The sequence below is a fragment of the Pandoraea iniqua genome (assembly GCF_902459685.1).
Lineage (GTDB): Bacteria > Pseudomonadota > Gammaproteobacteria > Burkholderiales > Burkholderiaceae > Pandoraea > Pandoraea iniqua.
Window position 1 is genome coordinate 695,889 of the sequence record NZ_CABPSF010000002.1, and the last position, 20,501, is coordinate 716,389.

General features: G+C 64.2%; 16 protein-coding genes. 8 read left to right on the forward strand and 8 right to left on the reverse strand.

Annotated features, from left to right (window positions below):
• Positions 1–70 precede the first annotated feature (70 nt).
• The 5 genes from PIN31009_RS08790 (at position 71) to PIN31009_RS08810 (ending at position 7,815) form a co-directional block, all read left to right on the forward strand.
• Complete coding sequence (locus PIN31009_RS08790) at positions 71–2,293, forward strand: TonB-dependent siderophore receptor (protein ID WP_246185570.1); 2,223 nt, start codon at positions 71–73, stop codon at positions 2,291–2,293.
• Positions 2,293–3,216: an ABC transporter substrate-binding protein gene (locus PIN31009_RS08795; protein ID WP_217426776.1), complete on the forward strand. Its 924-nt coding sequence runs from the start codon at positions 2,293–2,295 to the stop codon at positions 3,214–3,216. The genes PIN31009_RS08790 and PIN31009_RS08795 overlap by 1 nt, the downstream gene beginning before the upstream one ends.
• On the forward strand, positions 3,213–5,303 hold the full coding sequence (gene fhuB, locus PIN31009_RS08800; RefSeq protein WP_150789969.1) for a Fe(3+)-hydroxamate ABC transporter permease FhuB: 2,091 nt from the start codon (positions 3,213–3,215) through the stop codon (positions 5,301–5,303). Before PIN31009_RS08795 ends, fhuB begins: the two co-directional genes overlap by 4 nt.
• Before the next feature lie 65 nt (positions 5,304–5,368).
• On the forward strand, positions 5,369–7,036 hold the full coding sequence (locus PIN31009_RS08805; protein WP_150789970.1) for a cyclic peptide export ABC transporter: 1,668 nt from the start codon (positions 5,369–5,371) through the stop codon (positions 7,034–7,036).
• On the forward strand, positions 7,033–7,815 hold the full coding sequence (locus PIN31009_RS08810) for an ATP-binding cassette domain-containing protein (protein WP_150789971.1): 783 nt from the start codon (positions 7,033–7,035) through the stop codon (positions 7,813–7,815). The genes PIN31009_RS08805 and PIN31009_RS08810 overlap by 4 nt, the downstream gene beginning before the upstream one ends.
• Before the next feature lie 24 nt (positions 7,816–7,839).
• Here the strand turns inward: PIN31009_RS08810 and PIN31009_RS08815 are convergent, their stop codons facing one another.
• Positions 7,840–8,625 (reverse strand): AraC family transcriptional regulator, encoded by a 786-nt coding sequence (locus PIN31009_RS08815; protein ID WP_150789972.1) that lies wholly within the window; start codon positions 8,623–8,625, stop codon positions 7,840–7,842.
• Between the two features lie 350 nt (positions 8,626–8,975).
• Here PIN31009_RS08815 and PIN31009_RS08820 point away from each other — a divergent pair, with 350 nt between their 5' ends.
• A complete protein-coding gene (locus tag PIN31009_RS08820; protein ID WP_150789973.1) occupies positions 8,976–11,123 on the forward strand; it encodes a TonB-dependent siderophore receptor in 2,148 nt (715 codons plus the stop codon).
• A gap of 179 nt (positions 11,124–11,302) precedes the next feature.
• On the forward strand, positions 11,303–11,965 hold the full coding sequence (gene ribA, locus PIN31009_RS08825) for a GTP cyclohydrolase II (protein ID WP_150789974.1): 663 nt from the start codon (positions 11,303–11,305) through the stop codon (positions 11,963–11,965).
• A 17-nt stretch (positions 11,966–11,982) separates the two neighbouring features.
• On the opposite strand, the gene PIN31009_RS08830 is transcribed toward ribA, so the two are convergent.
• The 7 genes from PIN31009_RS08830 to PIN31009_RS08860 all read right to left on the reverse strand — a co-directional run bounded on the left by PIN31009_RS08830 (position 11,983) and on the right by PIN31009_RS08860 (position 19,229).
• The gene (locus tag PIN31009_RS08830; protein WP_246185571.1) at positions 11,983–12,255 is read right to left on the reverse strand and encodes a DUF3325 family protein; all 273 of its coding nucleotides are present in this window, start codon (positions 12,253–12,255) and stop codon (positions 11,983–11,985) included.
• Positions 12,255–13,958: a PepSY-associated TM helix domain-containing protein gene (locus PIN31009_RS08835; protein WP_150789976.1), complete on the reverse strand. Its 1,704-nt coding sequence runs from the start codon at positions 13,956–13,958 to the stop codon at positions 12,255–12,257. The genes PIN31009_RS08830 and PIN31009_RS08835 overlap by 1 nt, the downstream gene beginning before the upstream one ends.
• Positions 13,955–14,266, reverse strand: a complete 312-nt coding sequence (locus PIN31009_RS08840; protein WP_150789977.1) for a DUF3649 domain-containing protein — start codon at positions 14,264–14,266, stop codon at positions 13,955–13,957. The genes PIN31009_RS08835 and PIN31009_RS08840 overlap by 4 nt, the downstream gene beginning before the upstream one ends.
• A gap of 12 nt (positions 14,267–14,278) precedes the next feature.
• Positions 14,279–15,025 carry a DUF4198 domain-containing protein gene (locus tag PIN31009_RS08845; protein ID WP_150789978.1) on the reverse strand — a complete coding sequence of 249 codons (747 nt, stop codon included), beginning with the start codon at positions 15,023–15,025 and terminating at the stop codon, positions 14,279–14,281.
• A gap of 44 nt (positions 15,026–15,069) precedes the next feature.
• The gene (locus PIN31009_RS08850) at positions 15,070–17,523 is read right to left on the reverse strand and encodes a TonB-dependent receptor (RefSeq protein ID WP_150789979.1); all 2,454 of its coding nucleotides are present in this window, start codon (positions 17,521–17,523) and stop codon (positions 15,070–15,072) included.
• 157 nt (positions 17,524–17,680) lie between these two features.
• A complete protein-coding gene (locus PIN31009_RS08855) occupies positions 17,681–18,700 on the reverse strand; it encodes a FecR domain-containing protein (protein ID WP_246185572.1) in 1,020 nt (339 codons plus the stop codon).
• Positions 18,701–18,707: 7 nt separating this feature from the next.
• Entirely contained in the window at positions 18,708–19,229 is a 522-nt protein-coding gene (locus tag PIN31009_RS08860) for a sigma-70 family RNA polymerase sigma factor (RefSeq protein ID WP_150684264.1), read from the reverse strand.
• 613 nt (positions 19,230–19,842) lie between these two features.
• Between PIN31009_RS08860 and PIN31009_RS08865 the strand changes: the two genes are divergently transcribed.
• Positions 19,843–20,277, forward strand: a complete 435-nt coding sequence (locus PIN31009_RS08865; RefSeq protein ID WP_150789980.1) for a hypothetical protein — start codon at positions 19,843–19,845, stop codon at positions 20,275–20,277.
• The last annotated feature ends 224 nt before the right edge of the window (positions 20,278–20,501 follow it).

Consider the following 20,501-nt stretch of genomic DNA (forward strand, 5'->3'; position numbering starts at 1 on the left):
TAATAGTAATGCGTCTCATTTATTTACATTCATTCAGACGGAATGACTCTGACGCGGGAAGATCGGTAAAGTGAATCAGAACAATACGGGGAAGCGGGCACACGCCCGACGCCTGACCACCATGGCACTGGTGATGGGCAGCACGGTATTCGGCCAGTACGGCTGGGCAGCGGAGGTGGATTCGGCGACCGTGGGCGCGTCTGCTGCCAATGGCGCCGGTAATGCCGCGAATGGCGCGGTGAATGGAACAGCGGCCGCGGCCAATGCCACCGCTGCGCTGCCGGCGACGCAGGTGACCGACACCTCGCTCGCGGAGAATCCGAGCGGTCCGGGCCGGGGTTATGTCGCCAAGCGCATGAGGACGGGTACCAAGACCGATGCCGATACGCTCACATTGCCGCAGGCTACGTCGACTGTGACCCGCCAGCAAATGGACGATCAGGGCGCGATCACCATCGATCAGGCGTTGCGCTACACCACCGGGGTGAACACGCAGGACGGCACCGACGTGCGCTTCGATCAGTTGCGTGCACGCGGTTTCGATCTCGACGCTTACCTCGACGGACTGGCGATCTTCCAGTCGCCGCGTTTCGCGACGGCGCGAGTCGACCCGTATCTGCTCGATCGCATCGACGTGATGTTCGGCCCGTCGTCGGTGCTGTACGGTCAGGGCAACCCGGGCGGGCTGGTCAACTACAGCAGCAAGCTGCCCACCGAGCAGGCGCAGCACGAAGTGACGCTGCAAATCGGCAATCACAACACCTATCAGGCGGGCTTCGATCTGAGCGGGCCGCTCAATCAGGACGGTACGGTGCTGTATCGCGTGGTCGGTCTCGCACGCGATGCGAAGACCCAAGTGAGCGCGATCAAGGACGAGCGTCTGGCCATCGCGCCGTCGATCACCTTCAAGCCCGATCGCGACACGTCGCTCACGCTGCTGGCCGGCTATCAGCGCGACCCGGCGGGTGGTCTGTTCAACCCGGTACCTACGAGCGGCACGGTGTTCGTCAATCCGAACGGCCGGCTCGGCCCGGATCAGTACTTCGGTGATCCGACGCGTGACGGCATGCAGCGCACGCAGTACTGGTTCGGTTATCAGTTTGCGAAGCAACTGAACGATACGTGGCGTATTTCGCAGAACGCGCGCTATCTGCACATCGATCAGAACTATTACCAGACGTCGGTCACAAGCGGTTTCAGTCCGGACCAGCGCACGGTCTACATGTGGGGCAACACCGATCACGAGCATGTGAGCCAGTGGCAGATCGACACGAATGCGCAGGCCAAATTCGCGACCGGCCCGGTGGAACACACGATGTTGTTCGGCTTCGACTATCGCCGCGTGCTCGAAGGCGACATGTACGGCGGCGGGATCGCGGGGCAACTGAATCTGTTCAACCCGAACTACGCGTCGCTCACCGGCATTGCGCCGAACACGCGCCTCGACTATTCGCTCGCGCAGGCCGGTCTCTACGCGCAGGACGAGCTTCGCTATCAACGCTGGGTGCTGACGCTGGGCATGCGCGAAGACTGGGCCACGACGCGCTCGGTCAACAACGGTGCAAAGAGCGAGGCCGACAACCACGCGTTCACGTGGCGGGCGGGGCTGTCATACGCGTTCGACAATGGCGTGGCACCGTATATCAGCTATGCGAAGTCGTTCGCGCCGGTGCTGGGCCTGACGTTCTCGGGCGCACCGTTGCAACCCACGCAAGGCAAGCAATACGAGATCGGGGTGCGTTATCAGCCGAAAAACTACGACGCGTCGTTCCGGCTGTCGGCCTTCGATCTTCGTCAGGAAAACGTGAGCGTGGTCGACCCGGCGCATCCGACGTTCCCGACGCAGACCGGCGAGGTCCGCTCGCGCGGGCTGGAAGCCGAAGCCCGCGCCAATGTGACGCGCGACCTGATGCTGATCGCGTCGTACACGTATCTGAATCAGATCGTCATGCAAAGCACGACGGCACAGGGCAAGCGTCCGCAGATCGCGCCGCGCAACAATCTGGCGCTGTGGGCCGACTACACGCTGCACGAAGGCATGCTGCGCAATCTTGGTTTCGGCGCGGGGGTGCGCTACATGAGTTCGTCGGCGGGCGATGCGGCCAATTCGTTCGAAGTGCCGAGCCGCACGCTGGTCGATGCCGCCGTGCACTACGACTGGCAGCAATGGCGCTTCGCCGTGAACGTCAACAACCTGTTTAACCGCGAATACGTTTCGTATTGCACGTCAGCGTCGCTCTGTTACTGGGGCGCCACGCGAACTGTCTTAGGGACTGCCCGTTATCAATGGTGATGCAACGACAATCGTTTGCCGCCCGCCGCCGCCTTCTGGCGGCGTTTGGCGTTGGTGCGCTGGTGCCGCCGGTCGCTTCGATCCTCATGCCGGCGATTGCGCAGGCGGCCACGGACGCTGGCAAAACACCGCGCGTCGTCGTGATGGACTGGGGACTGGGCGCGCAGATACTGGCGCTTGGCGTGGTGCCGGTGGGTATGTCTCGCCCGCCTTGGTATCGCGCGTTGGCGGGCACGCCGGAGATGCCGCCGTCGGTGGTCGATACCGGTCTGCTGTTCCAGCCGAACTTTGAGGTGGTGCAGGCGTTGCGGCCCGACCTGATCGTCGTCACGCCATTGCATGCACCGCTATTCGATTCGCTCTCGCGGATCGCCCGCGTGTTCGTCGCCCCGGCGGCGCATCGTCACGAGGACGGCTATCTGCTCGCCCGCCGTCGCGTTCAGGCACTAGGCGAAGCGCTCGGCCGGCCGGCTGCCGCGACCCAACTCATCGAGCAAACGGACGAGCGTCTGACGACCTTACGCACGCGCATCGCGCAACACGGCGCGGCGGATCGGCCGATCTATCTCATCACACCGATCGATACGCGCCTGACCGCCGTGTTCGGGAGCGAGAGCGTCTTCGGCGGCACGCTGAACGCGCTCGGTCTCACCAATGCATGGCGTCGTCCGAGCGATACGGAAGGCATGGCGCAGGTCGATTACACACAGATCGGCGGCGATGCGTCGGCGCGCGCCATGCTGATCGGATCGTCGCCGCAGGTGGTGAAAATGCTGGGGCAAAGCCCGCTCTGGCAGGCCTTGCCGTTCGTGCATGGCGGTCGCATGAGTACCTTGCCGATGATGCTGCCCACGGGCGGCACGCCCACGGCACTGCGTCTGGCTGACGCCCTGACGGCCGTACTGACCGGAGGTGCGGCATGAGCGCTTCGAATTCTCAAGGGCCGTTGATAGCAGACCTCTCGCGCGGTGCACGTGCCGGGGGGACGGAAAGCCATTTGGTCAGGCTGGCGTTGATCGTCGGGCTCCCCACATTGTTGTTGATCGTCTGGACGTTCACATCGTTGCGGCCCGCCGGTGTCGATATGCCCGCGTTTGGCGCAGCGGTCTGGCAAGCCCTCAACCATGGCGTGCCCGCGACGGATGCGACGGGGCAGACGCCCGCCAGCGCGATGTCGGCGCTGCTCGTGAGCTACGCATGGTTGCCGCGTCTGGTGATGGCGGCGTTGGCAGGCGCGGGGCTCGCACTCGCGGGGGTGATGTTCCAGCAGGTGCTGCGCAATCCGCTCGCCGAACCGCTCACGCTCGGCGTCGCCTCCGGGGCTTATCTGGTGCTTGCCGCTGCGGCGATCTGGCTGCCGACGCTCGCGCTGGCATGGCGCGCGAGTCTGGCGTTCGGCGGGGCGGCACTGGCCATCGGCATCGTGATGGGGCTGACGTGGCGCAGCCGCTTCGCCGCGGTGCCGGTCATTCTCGCGGGCATGATCGTCAACCTGTATTTCGGCGGTCTGACGATCATGCTGTCGATGACCCATGAGCGCGCGCTGGTCGGCGTGTTCGCGTGGGGCGCTGGCTCGCTCGTGCAGAACGGCTGGAACGACACGCTCTGGTTACTGCCACGCGTGGTTGTCGGTGCCGTGGCCGCCGCGCTGCTGCTGCGTCCGCTCACGCTCTTCGTGCTCGACGATCGCAGCGTGGGGCAACTCGGCGCGCGTGTGGCGTGGATTCGTTCTGCCGGGCTGGCGGTCGCCGTGGTGCTCTCGGCCTGCATCGTGAGTGCGGTCGGCATCATCGGTTTTATCGGTCTCGCTGGCCCGCAACTGGTGCGTCTGGCCGGTGCACGGCGCCTGCGGGATCAATTGCTCTGGGCGCCGATGATCGGTGCGCTGCTGCTGGTGTTCACCGATCAGGTCGTGCAATGCCTGCCATTGCTCGACGGCGCGGTGATCCCGACGGGCGCGGCGGCGGCGCTCTTTGGCGGGCCGTTGCTGTTGTGGCTGCTTCGGCGCACGCGTGCCGGCGAGATCACCTCCCCGGACGCTGCGCCGCCGGCGCGTGCCCGTCATCGCTGGCGTTGGCTCGTGCTGGCGCTTGCCGGCGGGTTGGTGCTCGTGTGGATTGCGCTGCACACCGGCCGCACGCTGGACGGCTGGCAGTGGCTGAGCGGCACGCAGTGGGCCGACGCGTTGCCGTGGCGCTTGCCGCGACTTGTCGCGTCGGCGGCGGCGGGTATGACGCTGGCGTTGGCTGGGACGCTGTTGCAGCGCGTGAGCGGCAACCCGATGGCCAGTCCCGAATTGCTTGGTGTGAGCGGCGGGGCGATGCTCGGCGTGCTGATTCTGACGTGGACGGTGAGCGGTCCGGCGGCGACGACGTTGTTCAGTGCGGCATTTGCCGGGGCCGCGATCAGTTTGGCGGTCATGCTCTGGCTGGGGCGAAGTGGCGGCTTTTCGCCAACGCGCATGCTGCTGGCGGGCGTGGCGATTTCGGGCATGGCGCAGTCGCTCGTGGCGCTTGCCACGGCCAGCGGCAATGCGAATTCATTTCTGCTGCGCTCGTTGATGCTGGGGCTCACCTACATCGTCGGGCCGGGCATTGCGGCGGGCGCGGCGCTGGCGGCCATCGCCGGTCTGGTGCTGACGTGTCTGGCATCGCGCTGGCTCGATCTGTTGCCGATGGGCGACGCGACGGCGCGCGCGGTCGGTATGAACGTGCGCCGGGCGCGTCTGTGGATCTGGTGTCTGGCGGCGGTACTCAGTGCCGTAGCGACGTTGGTGATCGGACCGTTGTCGTTTGTCGGCCTGCTGGCCCCGCATCTGGCGCGCATGGCCGGTTTCGGCAAGGCGCGTTCGCAGGCGGTGGCAGCAGGCGTGTCGGGCGCGCTGCTGATGATCGTGGCCGACTGGCTCGGCCGCAATCTGATGTTCCCGCAGCAGTTGCCTGCGGGGGTACTCGCCATGCTGATCGGTGCGCCGTATCTGTTGTGGCACCTGCGCCGTCAGGTGGCCTGAAGTCCCCAAAAATTACATAAGAAATCACATAAGAAATCACATAACAAAAGAGAGGTCCCCCTCCTATGTCCTTGTTTTGGCAATTGGTGCGTTCATCCCGATGGCCGCTGTCCATCGCGTTCATCGGCAGTCTCGTGAGCGGCTTCGGTAACGCCGGTCTAGTCGCCCTCATCAATCAGGCGCTTACCGCGTCGCACGAACAGCTGGGCACGCTCGGCCTGCAATTTCTCGGGCTCGGCGTGCTCGTGCTGGTGACGCGCGCGCTGTCGCAAACGCTTTTCATGTCGCTCGGCCAGCGAGCCAAGGCGACGCTGCGTATGCAGGTGCTGCGTCGCATCGGCGCGGCGCCGTACGCCAGTCTGGAACGGCATGGCATTGCCCGTGCGCTAGCTGTGCTCACACAGGATCTCGATGCGGTCGTCGTGTTGTTCGTGAGCCTGCCGGTGCTGGCGATGCAGGGCGCCGTGATTGTCGGCTGTCTCGCGTATCTCGGTTATCTGTCGTGGCAGATTCTGGTGTTCGCTGTGGTCACGATCTTCATTGGCGCGGCGGGTTTTCGCATGGCGAATACGCGGGCGCTGCTGCATCTGCGCGGCTCGCGCAAGCGGGAAGAATCGCTGGTGAAGGACTTTCGCGCGCTCTTCGACGGCGCCAAGGAACTCAAGCTGCATCGCGGTCGCCGCGAGGCGTTCATCGAAGAGCGGCTGGCTGAGAATGTCGAAGCGGTGCGTGTGCAGCGCACGCGCGGGTACGTGCTGTATGCCGCCGCGGCCAGTTGGGGCAGCTTCATCCTCTTCGCGTTCATCGGCCTGACGCTGTTCGTGGTGTTGCGTCACGTCGACTTGCCGCCAGCCGTGGTGTCGGGCTACGCGCTGGTGTTCTTGTACATGATCATGCCGATCGAGGGCGTGCTTTCGTCGCTGCCCGCATTGGGCACGGCGCGGGTGGCGTTCGAGCGGATCGCACAAGTCGAAAGCGAACTGCCGCGTGAATTGCTCCCGGCGGTACCGGTGCCCGATGCGCCCGCGTTCCACGAGATAGCGCTCGAAGGTGTGACGCATCGCTACTATCGCGAGCAAGAGAACGAGATGTTCACACTGGGCCCGATCAGTCTGACGTTCCGGCCGGGCGAACTCGTGTATCTGGTCGGTGGCAACGGCAGCGGCAAGACCACGCTGGCCAAGCTGATCGTGGGGTTGTATGGCCCAGAACATGGCCGGATCACGGTCGATGGCGTGCCGGTGGATGAAGCCGGGCGAGACCGCTATCGTCAGCGGTTCTCGGTGGTGTTCAGCGACTTCTTCTTGTTCGAACACCTGCTTGGGTTGCCTGCCGACGGGCTGGATGCGCAGGCGAGCGCACTGCTCAAGGCGCTGCAACTCGATCACAAGGTCTCGATTGAAGGCGGCCGCTTCTCGACGCTTGATCTTTCACAAGGGCAGCGCAAACGGCTCGCGCTGCTGGTCGCGTATCTGGAAGACCGTCCGTTCTATGTGTTTGACGAATGGGCCGCCGATCAAGACCCGCTCTTCAAGGACGTGTTCTACCGGCAGATGCTGCCCGCACTCAAGGCGCGCGGCAAGACGGTGCTCGTCATCACGCACGACGACCGTTACTTCGATCTTGCTGATCGCCTGATTCAACTCGACTACGGGCAGCTTCGTGCGCCGCAGCCGCCTCATTCGACCGATTTCACCCATGCCACCGGCACGGCACCTCCTGAACGCTCATGACTGATACTCCGATGTTCGACCTGCGCGAGGTCTCTTTCGCCGTTGAAGGCCGCACGCTGCTCGCGCCGCTCACGCTGCAACTGGCGGGCGGGCAGGTGCATGGTTTGATCGGCCACAACGGCTCGGGCAAGTCCAGCCTGATCAAGTTGCTCGCCCGCCAGCTCTCCCCGGTCAGCGGTGAGATTCATTTCGAAGGCAAGACGCTCTCGTCTTGGGGCGCGCGCGAGTTTGCGCGCCGGGTGGCATATCTGCCGCAACAGCCGCCGGCGGCTGCCGGGATGACGGTGGCCGAACTGGTCGCGCTGGGGCGCTATCCGTGGCACGGTGCGCTCGGGCGTTTCGATGCGAAGGACCATGAGGCCGTGCAGAACGCGATGGCACAGACCGACGTGGCGGTGTTTGCCGACCGGCTGGTCGAATCGCTTTCGGGCGGCGAGCGCCAGCGGGTGTGGCTCGCGATGCTCGTGGCGCAGCAGGCGCAATGCCTGTTGCTCGACGAGCCGACGTCGGCGCTCGACGTGGCGCATCAACTCGACGTGCTCAAGCTCGTGCGCGAATTGGCCGACACGCATGGCTTGGGCGTGGTGATCGTGCTGCACGACGTGAACATGGCCGCGCGGTTCTGCGATTCGCTGCTGGCGCTCAAGCAAGGCAAACCGATTGCGCGCGGCACGCCGACAGAACTGATGTCGCCAGCCACGCTGCAAACCATCTACGGTGTGCCGATGGGCGTGCTGCCTAATCCCGACGGCGGCATGCCGGTGAGCTACGCGCGCTGAAGGCCGACGTCTCCCGCAGGACCATCACGCGTCGGCCAGATAGCGCTGCGGGGTGCGCCCCGTGATCTGTTTGAACATCACGATGAACGCACTCGCGCTGGCGTAGCCGAAGGCATCCGCTGTGGCGGCCACCGACGCGCCATGCGCGAGCTGAGAAATGGCTTCCGCCACGCGCAGGTGTTGACGCCACGTGACGAACGTCATGTCCGTCTCCGCCTGAAAGTGACGAGCCAGCGTGCGCCCGCTCACCCCGAACTGTTCTCCCCAGAAGTCGAGCGTCAGTTTGCTGGCGGGGTCGTTCATGAGGTGTTCGCAGATGGCTTGCAGGCGGGCATCGCGTGGCACCGGCACACCCCGCTCCGGCGTCGCCGCAGACTCGCGCAGCACCCCCATGAGCGGCGGCACCGACAGCGCCGCGCGGCTCGTGGGACCGTAGCTGTCGCCTTCGCGGCCCACGGTCGCGGCCAATTCGCGAATGAGCGGTGTCGCCGCAATCACATTGGGGCGGGTCCAGTCCCACGGGAATTGCTTCGGCTCGAAGTAGACGTTGCACATCTGCGTGTCGCCCACCGCATGCAGCTCGTGCTCGACGTCTGAGGGCAGCCACAACGCACGTGTCGGCGGCAGTGTCCAGATCGCGAGCGGGGTGAGCGCGCGCACTACGCCGCGCACGGGAAACACCAGTTGACCGTGCCGATGACGGTGCCAGATGAGTCGCTCGCCATGGCGATACGTCGTCACCTGCGCAAAGACATCGCGAGGCAGCGGACGCACCGAATCGGGGAATCGCTTGCGCAAAAAATCGTTCATACGCGTTACTGTTTTCGGGTGTCGTCAATCGGACGTTGAATGTCAAAAAATCGATATTTATTGTCGTCCTTGCTTTTTCTTAACCCGATATTCTCCATAGCCATCAATGTGTTGCGCCGGACCACACGCAAATTTAGTAATGAGTCTCATTTGCGATATTTCCCGCCAGTGTAGCGGGATTTAGCCCTTCGGGGGCTGGCGCGGCCGTCCACTACAAAACATCCGTCATACCCGTCAGACCCTAGGGTCACGAATCATCGATCGCCGGCTGAGGCCGGCAATAAGGGGAAGTGTTGTCAACGATGCAAACGAATCAGAACCAGAAACCTCACCGCGCGGCTCGGGGCCGTATGACTGACGGTGCGAGGGCAGGGCAGTCGCACCGCGCGTTTCGCTACACGCCCATGGCACTCGCCATGCTGATGTTCACCGCGACAGCTGCACAAGCGCAGACGGCTGCCGCGACGGCACCCGCAGGCACTGCTGCCGCGCTGCCGGCCGTGACCGTCAACGCCCAGCGCGATGCACAGACGGAAGGGACTGATTCGTACGGCACGCCGACGACCACCATCGGCAAGACGCAACAGGCACTCAAGGACATTCCGAATTCGGTGTCGGTCGTCACCCGCGCCCGCATGGACGATCAGGCCATGACCTCGGTGTCGGATGCCCTGCAATACACCACCGGCATCACGGCAGTGAACTATGGCGACGGCACGTACTACTTCAATGCGCGGGGGTATAACGTCGGCGTGGAGTTCGACGGGGTGTCGATTCTGAGCGGCATTCAGTACCAGCCGCAGTTCGATCTGTCGATGTACGACCGCGTGGAAGTCTTCCGTGGCCCGGCCGGGTTGCTCGATGGCACGGGCGAGCCGGGCGGCACCGTCAATCTGGTGCGCAAGCGCCCGGGCGACACGTTTGCCGTGCGCAGCGAGACGTCCCTCGGTTCGTGGGCGCACTACCGCCAGATGATCGACGTGACCGGTCCGCTCAACGACAGCGGCACGATTCGCGGCCGCGCCGTGCTCACGGGCGACACCGGTAACAAGTCGATCACGCGGGCGAGCGAGCGCAAGTTTCTCGCGTACGGCGCGCTCGAATTCGATCTCACGCCGCGCACGCTGCTTTCGCTCTCGGGCTCGTATCAGGTCAACCCGCTCGACGCGTTCGACTATGGCCAGTCGCTGCTGACCAACCGTCAGTTCTTGAAGGCGCCGGTCAATTCCAACTTCTCGCCGGACTGGAACTACAGCTGGACGGCGATGCAGGAGGTCAACGCCAAGCTTGAACACCGCTTCGATGGCGGCGTCGTCTCCACGACGACGGTCAACTACCGGCATCTGTTGAGCAACAGCAAGTACGCCTATCTCGGGCCGGGCATCAACCCGGTGACCTTGACGGCCAACTATGCCGGGCAGTCGCAGCGCATGGAGAACAACCTGTTCGGCGTCGACTCGCATCTCTCGGGGCCGGTCGAGGCGTTCGGTCGAAAGCATGAATGGCTGGCCGGGGTGAACTATCAGATGACGCAGCAGCGCAGCCTGTCGGGCTACGAGAGTCTGGGCAACTTCAGCATTTTCGCGCCGCCGAGCGTCGAGCCGACGATTCCGTTCGATTACGGCAACAACCTGCGCATGCAGCAGTTCGGTGTGTACGGTCAGGCGCGCCTACGCGTGCTCGACCCGCTCACCGTCGTGCTGGGCGGGCGCGAGGCGTGGTATCAGCAGCAGAGCCAGAGCCTGATCCCGACGGAAACGCCATGGACCACGACGTCGCGGGCGAATCACAAGTTCATTCCGTATGGCGGCGTCGTGCTGGCGATTACGCCGCTGATCAACGCGTACTTCAACTATTCGAAGATCTTCGCGCCGCAAACGGCGACCACGTTCGACGGTCAGGGGTTGGCGCCGCGTGAGGGGCAGCAGTACGAAATCGGGATGAAGGGCGCGTTTCTCGATGGCCGTCTGAATGCGACGGTGGCGGCGTTCCGCATGACCGACGTCAACCGTGCGGTGGCCGACCCGCTGCATCCGACGGGGTCGGTGGCGGCAGGCTCGGCACGCAGTCAGGGCTGGGAAGCCGAAGTGAACGGCCAGATCACGCGCAACTGGAATGTCTATGCCGGTTACACGCTGCTGAATTCGCGCTTTGAGAACGATCCGCAGCAGGCCGGTCAGTCGCTGGACGGCGAGGAGCCGCAGCACCTGTTCAAGCTGTACACGACGTATCGCTTCTCGGACGGCATGTTGAACGGGCTGCGTCTGGGCGGTGGCGTGCGGGTGCAAAGCGCGACGTATCGCACCGTGGGCGCCGTGCAGGGCGGCTATGCGGTGTGGGACGCGATGGTGGCCTATCGCTTTAACCGTCGCCTTGAAGCGCAGTTCAACGTGAACAATCTGTTCGACCGCGAGTATTACGCGCGGGTGCCGTCGACGTTCTACGGCGAGTACGGCCAGCGCCGTAATTTCATGCTCACGTTGCGGGCCGACTATTGAGCGGAGGCTGCCCCGGCGACGCTGCCTTCCCCCGTGGCATGGGCTGCACGGGGGCGGCCGCAGTGCTTCGGTACTGCGAAGCCGCCGTCGGCCGAAATTTTCAAATGGCGGTACACTCCTGCGACACGCCTGTTTTTCCTGTCGGCGCTTCTCAGATTTCTGCCCGTTTGAACGACATCATGAAGTCCCCTGGTTCTGCTTCCCCCGCACCGGCGCATGACGCCGGTGAATGCGTCACGCTCGTCGCCACGGCGACCCTGCCTACCCGCTACGGTACTTTCGCTTCGCATGCATTTCGCGTCAAAGACAGCGATAACGAACACCTCGCGCTGGTGATGGGCGATGTCGCGGGCGAAATCACGGACGAAACGCCGGCACCGCTGGTGCGTCTGCACTCCGAATGCCTGACCGGCGACGTTTTCGGCTCGTATCGCTGTGATTGCGGCGAACAGCTCGATGCGGCCATGCGCAAGATCGCCGCCGAAGGCCGGGGCGTCATGTTGTATCTGCGCGGCCATGAAGGCCGTGGTATCGGCCTGAGCAATAAGATTCGCGCCTATCTGCTGCAAGAGCAGGGGCGCGATACGGTTGAGGCCAACCTCGATCTCGGCCTGCCCGACGATGCCCGCGAGTACGATTCGGCCGCCGCTATTCTGCGCATTCTGGGCGTGAGTTCGGTGCGCTTGATGAGCAACAATCCGAAGAAGTTCGACACGCTCGTCAAGCACGGCATCCCCGTGTGCGAACGCGTGGCGCTGGACGTGCCGGTGCGCGAAGAGAACCAACGCTACATCCGCACCAAGCAGGTCAAGTTCGGGCACTACTTCGAAGAGAACGAATAAGCCTACGTTCTGTGCCCCTAACGGCGGCGCTCGCCCACGATGAGGGCGAGATACACCAGACCGGCCGCCGCGCTGGTCTGGCCGCTGTAGTTCACCAGTCCCATCCCCCAGCCCTGACGCGTCACGATCACGGCCAGCGCCACGATCAACGCACCCCATCCCGCAATCCGTAACCGGCGAGTCCGCGAGCGCGAGAGTATGGCGTTGAAGAATGTCTGCTGCTGTCGCTCCGTCGCTAACGCCAAGGCAGCAAAGCCCGCCAGACAAATGAGGAAGGTGGTGAGATGCATCACGCGCGCTCCTCATTCAACGTGGCGTTGACCGGCACATCCGATGGGGATGTCGCTGACGTCGGCGATGCGACGGGGGCGGCTGGCTTGTTTCGCACGGGCTTCGTTTTCGGACGATGGCGTGCGGTGCGTACGGCAAGCCACGCATGCAATGCGGCAAAAACCCACAACATCAGATCGACACCGGCAAACGCCCAGTCCCCTGCGGCGAGGCTGTGCCACAAGCCGCGCGAAGTCGTCAGTGCATTCGCAATTGGCAGCAACGCGAGCACGGCGGCGGCAATCCACAGCAACTCGACCCACGCGCGTTTTGCCGGCCGCACCAGCGCGTACAGCAGCGTCGCGGCCCACACCCAATAGAAAAGATCGACTTCGGTAGCACTGCGCCCGGCGGTGCCCACCGGCAGCAACCGGTTGCCCCACAGGAAGGCCGTCATCGCGATCGACAGGCCCGCGATGGCCGCAATGTTGAGGCGCTCTACCACGTGAAAACCGAAGTGCGGACGCGTGGGGTCGGGCAACCGGGTCCGGCGCTTGACCGTCCACATCACGAGGCCGGTGCCGACCATTGCCGTGCCGCCGAGACTCACAATGAAGTACAGCCAGCGCAGGTGTAGATCGCTAAAGCGGCCCAGATGCAGCGCGTACATGACGCCGCGCGTTTCGGCCGCCGCGCTGACCGAGTCGTGTGTCTCGATCAGCTTGCCGGTCGTGCCGTTGAACAGCAGGTATTGCGGGCTCATCGACACGCGCGACGTTTCGCCCCGGGTGACGGCCACGCGCGCGGCCGCATCGCCCGGTAGCGTCACGGTGACGCGGCCAACGTCATGCTTCCCCCAGCGCGCCTGTGCCTCGCGCACCATCGCGTCGATGGGCGCCAGCGGGGCTTTCTCGCCGGTGGCCTTCGCAGGCGGCGGGAACGCACTGAGTTGCCCGTTCATCTGCGCGCGGTCCATGGGGGTCTTGATCGCGACTTGCGCGCCCCATGGCATGTACATCGCCATGAGCGTGACGAGCCCCGTGTAGGTGATCATCAGATGGAAGGGCAGGCCGAAGACCGACAGCGCGTTATGCGCGTCGAGCCACGAGCGTTGCCCCTTGCCCCATCGGAACGTGAAGAAATCGATAAAGATCTTCTTGTGCGTGATCACGCCGCTGATGATCGCCACCAGCATGAACATCGCGCAAAAACCTGCCAGCCAACGTCCCCACAGCACCGGCAACGGATGGAACTGGAAGTGGAAACGATAGAAGAATTCACCGCCCAGCGTGTCGCGCGCCTTGAGTATTTGTCCCGTCGCGGGATCGAACGTCGCCTCATCGAAGGCGCGGCGAGTGCTGGTGGCCCCCGTCGCGCCGGGGACCTTGGGGGCGGGCGCGTTGCGCCAGAACACATTGGCAACCGGGTTGCGCTCCGTGGGCAGATACACGCTCCACTGCGGGCTGTCGGCCGCAAGCGTCGAGAGCCGGTCGGCGACATTCTGTGCGACGACGGCAACGTCGGGGGCCTGTTGCTGATGCGGCACTTCCGGGCGCATCCACTGCGAAATTTCGTCTTTGAAGTAACTCACGGTGCCCGTGAGAAACATGGCATACAGCAGCCAGCCGACCAGCAGGCCCGCCCATGTATGCAGGTCGGACATGGTCTGACGGATACCTCGGCCGGTATTCACCGCATCCACGGTTTTCTTCGCGGCCGTCATGCGGCACCCCCGGTAACGCCTGCCGACACCGCCCACGCGGCCAGCGCGAGCGGTACGGCAACCACAATGAGACCTGCCCAGGCTCGCCACGCACTGCGCACGGCAAACACCCACACGACCGCCCCGGCATAGATCGCGAAACTCGCGAGCATGCCGGTAATCACGGCCTGCGACTTGTCCATCGGCAAAGCGAGGACCGCCACGCTGGCGAGCGCCGCGATGGCGTAGCCGCCAAGCATGGCGGCCACGATGCGGGAGAGGAGTGCGCCGACGCGAAAGAGACCGGCACTGCTGCGAACCTGAGCCATGATGCGAACCGCTTACTTATTCGGCGTTGCCGCCGGGCCTGCCGGAATCGGCTCGACGCCGTCGGCCTGCACGAACGTGGTGGTGGTGACGTAGCTCACGCCTTGATAGCGTTCGGCACCTTTGGCGCCCGCGCGCTCACCCGGCGTCTTGTCGGTGTGGCTGACTTCGGCCACGTACACGCCCTTCCACGGCATATCGAATTTCACATGCCCCTGCGCGTCGGTATGACCCTCCTTGGCCCAGCCCGATTGCGTGACCAGCGACACCTTCGTCTTCGCCAGAGGCTTGCCTTGGAAGAACAGCTGGAACTCGCCGTGCTTGCCGGCGGGCACCAGATCGAGCGGCAGTTGCGGCTTCTGCGCCGAGAAGTCCGTCACGAGACGCGCCGCCGGGCGGTACCAGTTGGTGACTTCCTGACCGTCGCGCTTGAAAGTGAAGAGCGGGTACTTAGCGTCTTCGGCCACCAGCGTTTCACCGGCGGTGGCCTTGAACGGCAGCGTGAAGCCGTCAGCCGACTTGGTCGCCTCGGCGGTCTTCGCGCCAGAGGCCGACGTGAGCGTCGCGCTCGGCGCCACGAACTTGTCGAGCAGGCCCGGCGACGCTTCACGCAGGTTCTCGCCGAATTCGCCGAAGCGGATCACGGCATTCTGACCGGCGGGCTGTTCGATCCAGATCTGGTGCGCTTGCGCGGCACCGGCAAACGCGGTGAGGGCGCCGGCGGTGAGCAGGGCGATGGCGTGCGGAACAGTCTTTTTCATTACGGTTTCCTTAAAAGCGAGGCGAGGCATAACAGCCATCGTCCTCAGAAGTCGATCTGTGCAGACAGCAGCACCGTGCGCGGTGCGGCCACGGTGGCGTAGGTGCCGCTCATGAGCCAGTAATTCGAATTGAACAGGTTCTCGATGTTGGCGCGGAACACCACCGACTTGCCGGCCACGCGGGTGCGGTAGCGGGCGCCGATGTCGTAGCGCGTCCATGCCGGCAGTTCAAGCGTGTTGGCCGCGTTGAAGTACATGCGCGACGTGTTGATGATGCGGCCCGAGAGCGAGAGGCCCTGCACCCACGGCGTATCCCAGTCCACACCGAAGTTGAACGCGCGCTTGGGCACGCCGTTGGCGTCGTTGCCGTCGTTCACGCCGCCGGCCGTTTTCGTGAGCTTGGCGTCGTAGAAGGTCGCGCTGGCCATCAGGCGCAGACCTTTCATCACTTCGCCGTACGCCGACAGTTCGATGCCGCGGTTGCGCTGCTCGCCGTCGAAGCTGTACACGCGCGTGGCCGGGTCGGTGACCGAGTTCGGGCGCTGCACCTGGAACACCGAGACCATCGTCGTGACGGTGCCCCAGTCGGCCTTCACCCCCGCTTCGTACTGCTTCGACTTGAACGGCGGGAAGACCTGCCCGGCATTGACCGTTCCGACCGGTGCGACGCCACCGCGCGACAACCCGGAGGTGAAGTTCGCGTAGACGGAGACGTTTTGCAGCGGCTTGACCACGATGCCTGCCAGCGGCGAGACGGCGCTCTGGTCGTAGCTCGACGACAGGGCGCCGCTCGTGGTGTTGAAGTTGTCGAGCGCGACGCGTTGCTGACGCAGGCCGCCGGTGAGCAACACGCGATCGTTCAGGAACGACAGCGTATCGGTGATGGCGAAACTGGTGAGCGCGGACTCGGACGCCTTCTTCGGCTCGGTGCGTGCCGCGCCGACCGGCGGTAGCGGCACCGGGTTGTAGATGTTCGAGGCGACCGAGGTCGTGCCCGGCACGTACGCGTTGCCCGAGTCCTGCTCGAGACGGCTGGCCTGCACCGTCACGGTGTGGCCGATACCGAACGTCTTGAAATTGGCGCGCGCGCCGACATCTGCCGTGCGCGAGCGCGTGTACGAGTCGTAGTACGAGTTCGTGACGTTCATGTTGCCCAACGAATCGGCACCCCCGATCGGGAACGTCTGATACGCCGTGGCGTAGTGGTAGCCGACGGCGCCCCACACCGTCACGTTACGCAGGACGTCGTATTCGAGTCGCGTCGTGACGGCGGAGTCGTGCAGATGCAGCTCGCTGCCCGGATAGAAGTTGCGATAGCCGGACGGCGCATCGGGAATCTTCGTGACCGACGACTGAAAGCCGACCTGCGGGCGGAAGTTGTCGGTGCCTTCATGCTGCGTGTAAGCGTCAAGCGACCAGCGCAGGCGCTGCCCCGTGTAGTCGAGGCCGACCGAGCCGAAGCCGACATTCTGCTTGCCGTCGTCGAGCGTGGTTTTGCCGTTGCGGTAGACGCCGTTGACGCGAATGCCCCATTGCTGTTGTTCACCGAAGCGGCGGCCAACGTCGGCTTCAACGCCAAGCTGTGCTTTGCTTTGGAAGGTGGTCGTCAAACGCGTGAGCGGTTCAGTGCCTGCGCGCTTGGTGACGACGTTGATCGCGCCGCCGATGCTGCCGCTCGGGCCGATGCCGTTCATCAACGTGCCCGGGCCCTTGAGCACTTCCACGCGCTCGACGATAGCCGCCGGCACGCGGCTGGCCGACGCCATGCCGTAAAGGCCGTTCAGGCCCACGTCGCTGCTCGATACGGTGTAGCCGCGAATCTGGAAGTCTTCGCCGAAGCCGCCGCTGGAGGTCAGCATGCGCACCGACGATTCGTTGATGACCACGTCGGCGAGCGTGCGGGCCTGCTGGTCGCGCACCATCTGCTCGGTGTAGTTCATCGTGCTGAACGGCACGTCCATGGCATCGGACGAGCCGAGAATGCCGAGGCTGCCGCCGCGCGCGATCTGGCCACCGGCGTAGGCCGGTTGCAGACCGTTGTCGTAAGTCGCCGTGACGTGCGTCGTGGGCAGCATGGCGGCAGTGTCGGCCACGCCGGCATGTGTCGCCGGCTGGATCAGGAAGCTGCCATTCGATTGCGGGACGACTTCCACCCCTGTGCCTGCCACGAGTGCTTCAAGGCCGTTACGCGGCGTATACGTGCCTTTCAGACCGCTGCTATGGCGACCGGCGGTCACCTCGGGCTTGAACGAGAGCATGATGCCGGCGTCGCGGCCGAAGCGGCTCAGCGTATCTTCCAGCGTGCCGGCAGGAATGTCGTAAGCGCGGGCGGCGGGTGCCGATGACGATTGCGCGTGTGCCGAAAGCGGCAGGACGAGCGCGGGCGATGCGGCGGCCGTGCCCAGTACGATACGGCCCAGCGCACACGCCATGCGCGTGCGGCGAAGTACCCAATGTGGTTGGCTCGGCTGGTGTTGCCGTCCCCGAACGTGACCCATGATCTGACCTTTCGTGTGGAAGAAGAGTGTTGGTGCTCGTCCTCCATGACCCGCGAAATGTCGAAACGGATCACCTTTCTTCAAAATATTTTGCGAATGACGGTGGGCAGGCGTGCGCTGCTGGCAAACGTGGCAAGTCATCGGGCAAGTCACCGGATCACGCCGGCACGAGCCGGATTTCGCGCGCGCCCCAGAAGCGCGTCACCGAATCGGTGCGCACGGCAAGCGTCGTGCCGAGGGTGTCGAGCACCTTGCCGATGTCGTCGAGCGGAAACGTCCCCGAGACCCGCAGGTCGGCCACGCGCGAATCGCAGGTGAGCGACGTGTCGCTGTAGCGTGCCAGTTCGGCCACGAAATCGGCCAGCCGCATGCTGCGCGCGACGATGAAACCTTCGGCCCATGTGGCTTCTGAATTCGGTACGGCAACCGGCGCTGAAATGGCGTCGCCCGTGTAGCTCGCGTGCAACCCGGCGCGCAGCACGAGGGATTGCGATGGGCTTCGGCTCGGCCGGATTTCGACGGCACCTTCATACACGCTCACGTGTGTGCCGCCGTCCCATTCGCGCACGGTGTAACGGGTACCCAGCGCACGCGCAGTGCCTTGCGCTGTTTCGACGAGGAACGGGCGTGCAGGCTCGTGCGTGTCTGGGGCCGTGGTGATCAGCACCTCGCCCGCCATCAGTCGCACGCGCCGTTCTTGTTCGGTGAAAACGATATCGACTGCGCTGCCGGTATTCATCACCAGCCGGGTGCCGTCGGCGAGCATTAGCGTGCGCCGCTCGCCGACGCTCGTGCGGTAGTCCGCCGACCATCGTTGCCACGGCGACGAGTGCATGACACCCCATGCGCCGCTGCCCGCAAAGAACAGCACGGCGAGCGTCTTGACGGTGCGTCGCCGGGCAGGTGAGGCGGGGGGCGTCAGTGCCGCCTGCGCGATGCTTGCTTCGACCGGCGAGGCGAGCGGTTGCAACTTACCCTTGACCGACTCGATGCGCTTCCATGCGCGTTCGTGATCGGGATGCGCATTGCGCCATTGGTGCCACGCCGCGATGACCGCCGGCGACACGTCGTCGCTCTGGAGTTCGATCAGCCACTCGACGGCGCGCTCGGCAACGTGCGCAGGCACGGTCGCCGCCCCTCGGGTGGCCTCGTACCAAGCGGAGGACATAGCGCTCATGCGTCGGTCATCCGATAAAGGACAGATCGGCGAAGTAGCAGCGCTGCAACGCTTTCGCGAGATACCGTTTGACCGTGGGCACCGAGATGCCCAGCGCGTCGGCTACCTGTGCATGCGTCTGCCCGTCAAGCTGCGAACGCAAAAAAGCCTGCCGCACGATGGTGGGCAGGCCGTCGAGCAGACGATCCAGTTCGATCAGGGTTTCGAGCAGCATGGCGCGTGTTTCGGGCGACCATTCGACTTCACGCGGGGCTTGGGCGAGCGCTTCGAGATAAGCGCGCTCGAGCTTTTCGCGCCGCCAGTGGTTGGAGACGAGATTCTGCGCAACCGTCGTGAGATAAGCGCGCGGCTCGTCGAAGGCTGCGGGCACGCGTTCGCTGCCGAGCAGACGCACGAAAGTGTCGTGCGCGATATCCGCCGCTTGTTCGGCACTGCCCAGACGCCGGTGCAGCCAACCCTTGAGCCATGAGTGATGGTTGCTGTAAAGCAACTCGACAGTGGAAGGGAGGAGGGTGCCCGACGTTTGCATGATCCAGCCTGATGTTCGGTCCACTCACGACACGCTGGTCCAGCGAGAACACTGGCAGGTCATGCAGCAGTTGAAACGAATACTCAAGGAATGTTAATGATAATCATTATTAATAACAGATGGGAAAATTCCCGTCAATGAAAAACCCTTGAGAGCGTGCGGGAAGCGGGATCTGGTGAAATGCCCGGGAAGCCCGTCGCGCGGCCTTGAGCGGGAAGTTCGGAGTGCGATGGGGTACGCAGAAATTAATGCTTGACGGTGCATTTAGGGCTCGGCTACTATCCGCCCTGTCTTCCATCCAAGGGGTTTGTTCGTGAATTCTGATGCCAGTTGTAGTCGACCTTTGATCGACTGATTGCCTGAGGATCCACAGCCTTCCCTGTGCCGCGTCCTCATGCAGGATGCGGTGTCTAGCGCGCCATCGACGTTCGTCCGAACGTAATCGTTTCCGGCGCCATTCCCGCAGAAATTTCTACCGTCGTGCCCATACCGGGCGCTGTCGTTGCGTGCTTTGCATTTGCCTGCGCATCTGCATTGGCCAACGCGTGCGCACGTGTGTGCCGACTCGCCCTGTCGCTTACGGCACGGGCGTTCGCAGCCATGCGAGGAAACCATGCGCGCTTTTCAAACATTTCAGGCTTTTCAAAGCCAGCCCACGCGAACCACGCCGGTGTCGCGTCTGACCATCGTCTGCCTCGCAGAAGCCCTCAATACGCTTCGCAAGCAGATGTTCACCGATCTCACCGCGCTCGGTCTGCGGGCCACGCACGTCAGCATTACGCGCTGGAGCGATCGCGACGTGGCTTCAGCCACTGTCACGCTAGATTGCTCGCAGGCCTCGCGTGCGTCGCTCACGGCGCTGGTCATGCGCCTGTCGGGCGAGAACAGCGTGCGCCGCGTGTTCTGGTCGGACGACGCGAATCGACCCGATCGCCGGGCGGCTGTCGACCGTACCGATCGCTCCGATCGCTCCGCTAACGATCCTGCTTCTCACCCTGCTTCTCATCCTGCTGCCGGGGGAATGGCGGGCTTTGCCGCCCCGGCCTGAGTTTTCTTTTCAAACCATTGCAGTTCGTCTCGGGCGGCCACGTGCCGCCGATGATGGCGAGCCAACGATCATAAGGAGTCCGATATGGACGATGGAAGTAGTCGAATAGCGCCCGTCGGGGCCGCACGCGACGCGTGCGGGATTCCGGCGGGCGACCACAGCCTTGCAACGGCAGCACCCATTTATCACCGACCGCGCGCAGCGCGGCGCGGCGGGGTACGTTC

Excerpts from the sequence above, each read along its gene's own strand:
- PIN31009_RS08865 (WP_150789980.1), top strand. The coding sequence starts at position 19,843 with ATGCGCGCTTTTCAAACATTTCAGGCTTTTCAAAGCCAGCCCACGCGA.
- PIN31009_RS08820 (WP_150789973.1), top strand. The coding sequence starts at position 8,976 with ATGACTGACGGTGCGAGGGCAGGGCAGTCGCACCGCGCGTTTCGCTAC.
- PIN31009_RS08810 (WP_150789971.1), top strand. The coding sequence starts at position 7,033 with ATGACTGATACTCCGATGTTCGACCTGCGCGAGGTCTCTTTCGCCGTT.
- PIN31009_RS08835 (WP_150789976.1), bottom strand. The coding sequence starts at position 13,958 with ATGACGGCCGCGAAGAAAACCGTGGATGCGGTGAATACCGGCCGAGGT.
- PIN31009_RS08855 (WP_246185572.1), bottom strand. The coding sequence starts at position 18,700 with ATGAGCGCTATGTCCTCCGCTTGGTACGAGGCCACCCGAGGGGCGGCG.
- PIN31009_RS08845 (WP_150789978.1), bottom strand. The coding sequence starts at position 15,025 with ATGAAAAAGACTGTTCCGCACGCCATCGCCCTGCTCACCGCCGGCGCC.
- ribA (WP_150789974.1), top strand. The coding sequence starts at position 11,303 with ATGAAGTCCCCTGGTTCTGCTTCCCCCGCACCGGCGCATGACGCCGGT.
- PIN31009_RS08860 (WP_150684264.1), bottom strand. The coding sequence starts at position 19,229 with ATGCAAACGTCGGGCACCCTCCTCCCTTCCACTGTCGAGTTGCTTTAC.
- PIN31009_RS08795 (WP_217426776.1), top strand. The coding sequence starts at position 2,293 with ATGCAACGACAATCGTTTGCCGCCCGCCGCCGCCTTCTGGCGGCGTTT.
- PIN31009_RS08805 (WP_150789970.1), top strand. The coding sequence starts at position 5,369 with ATGTCCTTGTTTTGGCAATTGGTGCGTTCATCCCGATGGCCGCTGTCC.
- PIN31009_RS08815 (WP_150789972.1), bottom strand. The coding sequence starts at position 8,625 with ATGAACGATTTTTTGCGCAAGCGATTCCCCGATTCGGTGCGTCCGCTG.
- fhuB (WP_150789969.1), top strand. The coding sequence starts at position 3,213 with ATGAGCGCTTCGAATTCTCAAGGGCCGTTGATAGCAGACCTCTCGCGC.
- PIN31009_RS08850 (WP_150789979.1), bottom strand. The coding sequence starts at position 17,523 with ATGGGTCACGTTCGGGGACGGCAACACCAGCCGAGCCAACCACATTGG.
- PIN31009_RS08840 (WP_150789977.1), bottom strand. The coding sequence starts at position 14,266 with ATGGCTCAGGTTCGCAGCAGTGCCGGTCTCTTTCGCGTCGGCGCACTC.
- PIN31009_RS08830 (WP_246185571.1), bottom strand. The coding sequence starts at position 12,255 with ATGCATCTCACCACCTTCCTCATTTGTCTGGCGGGCTTTGCTGCCTTG.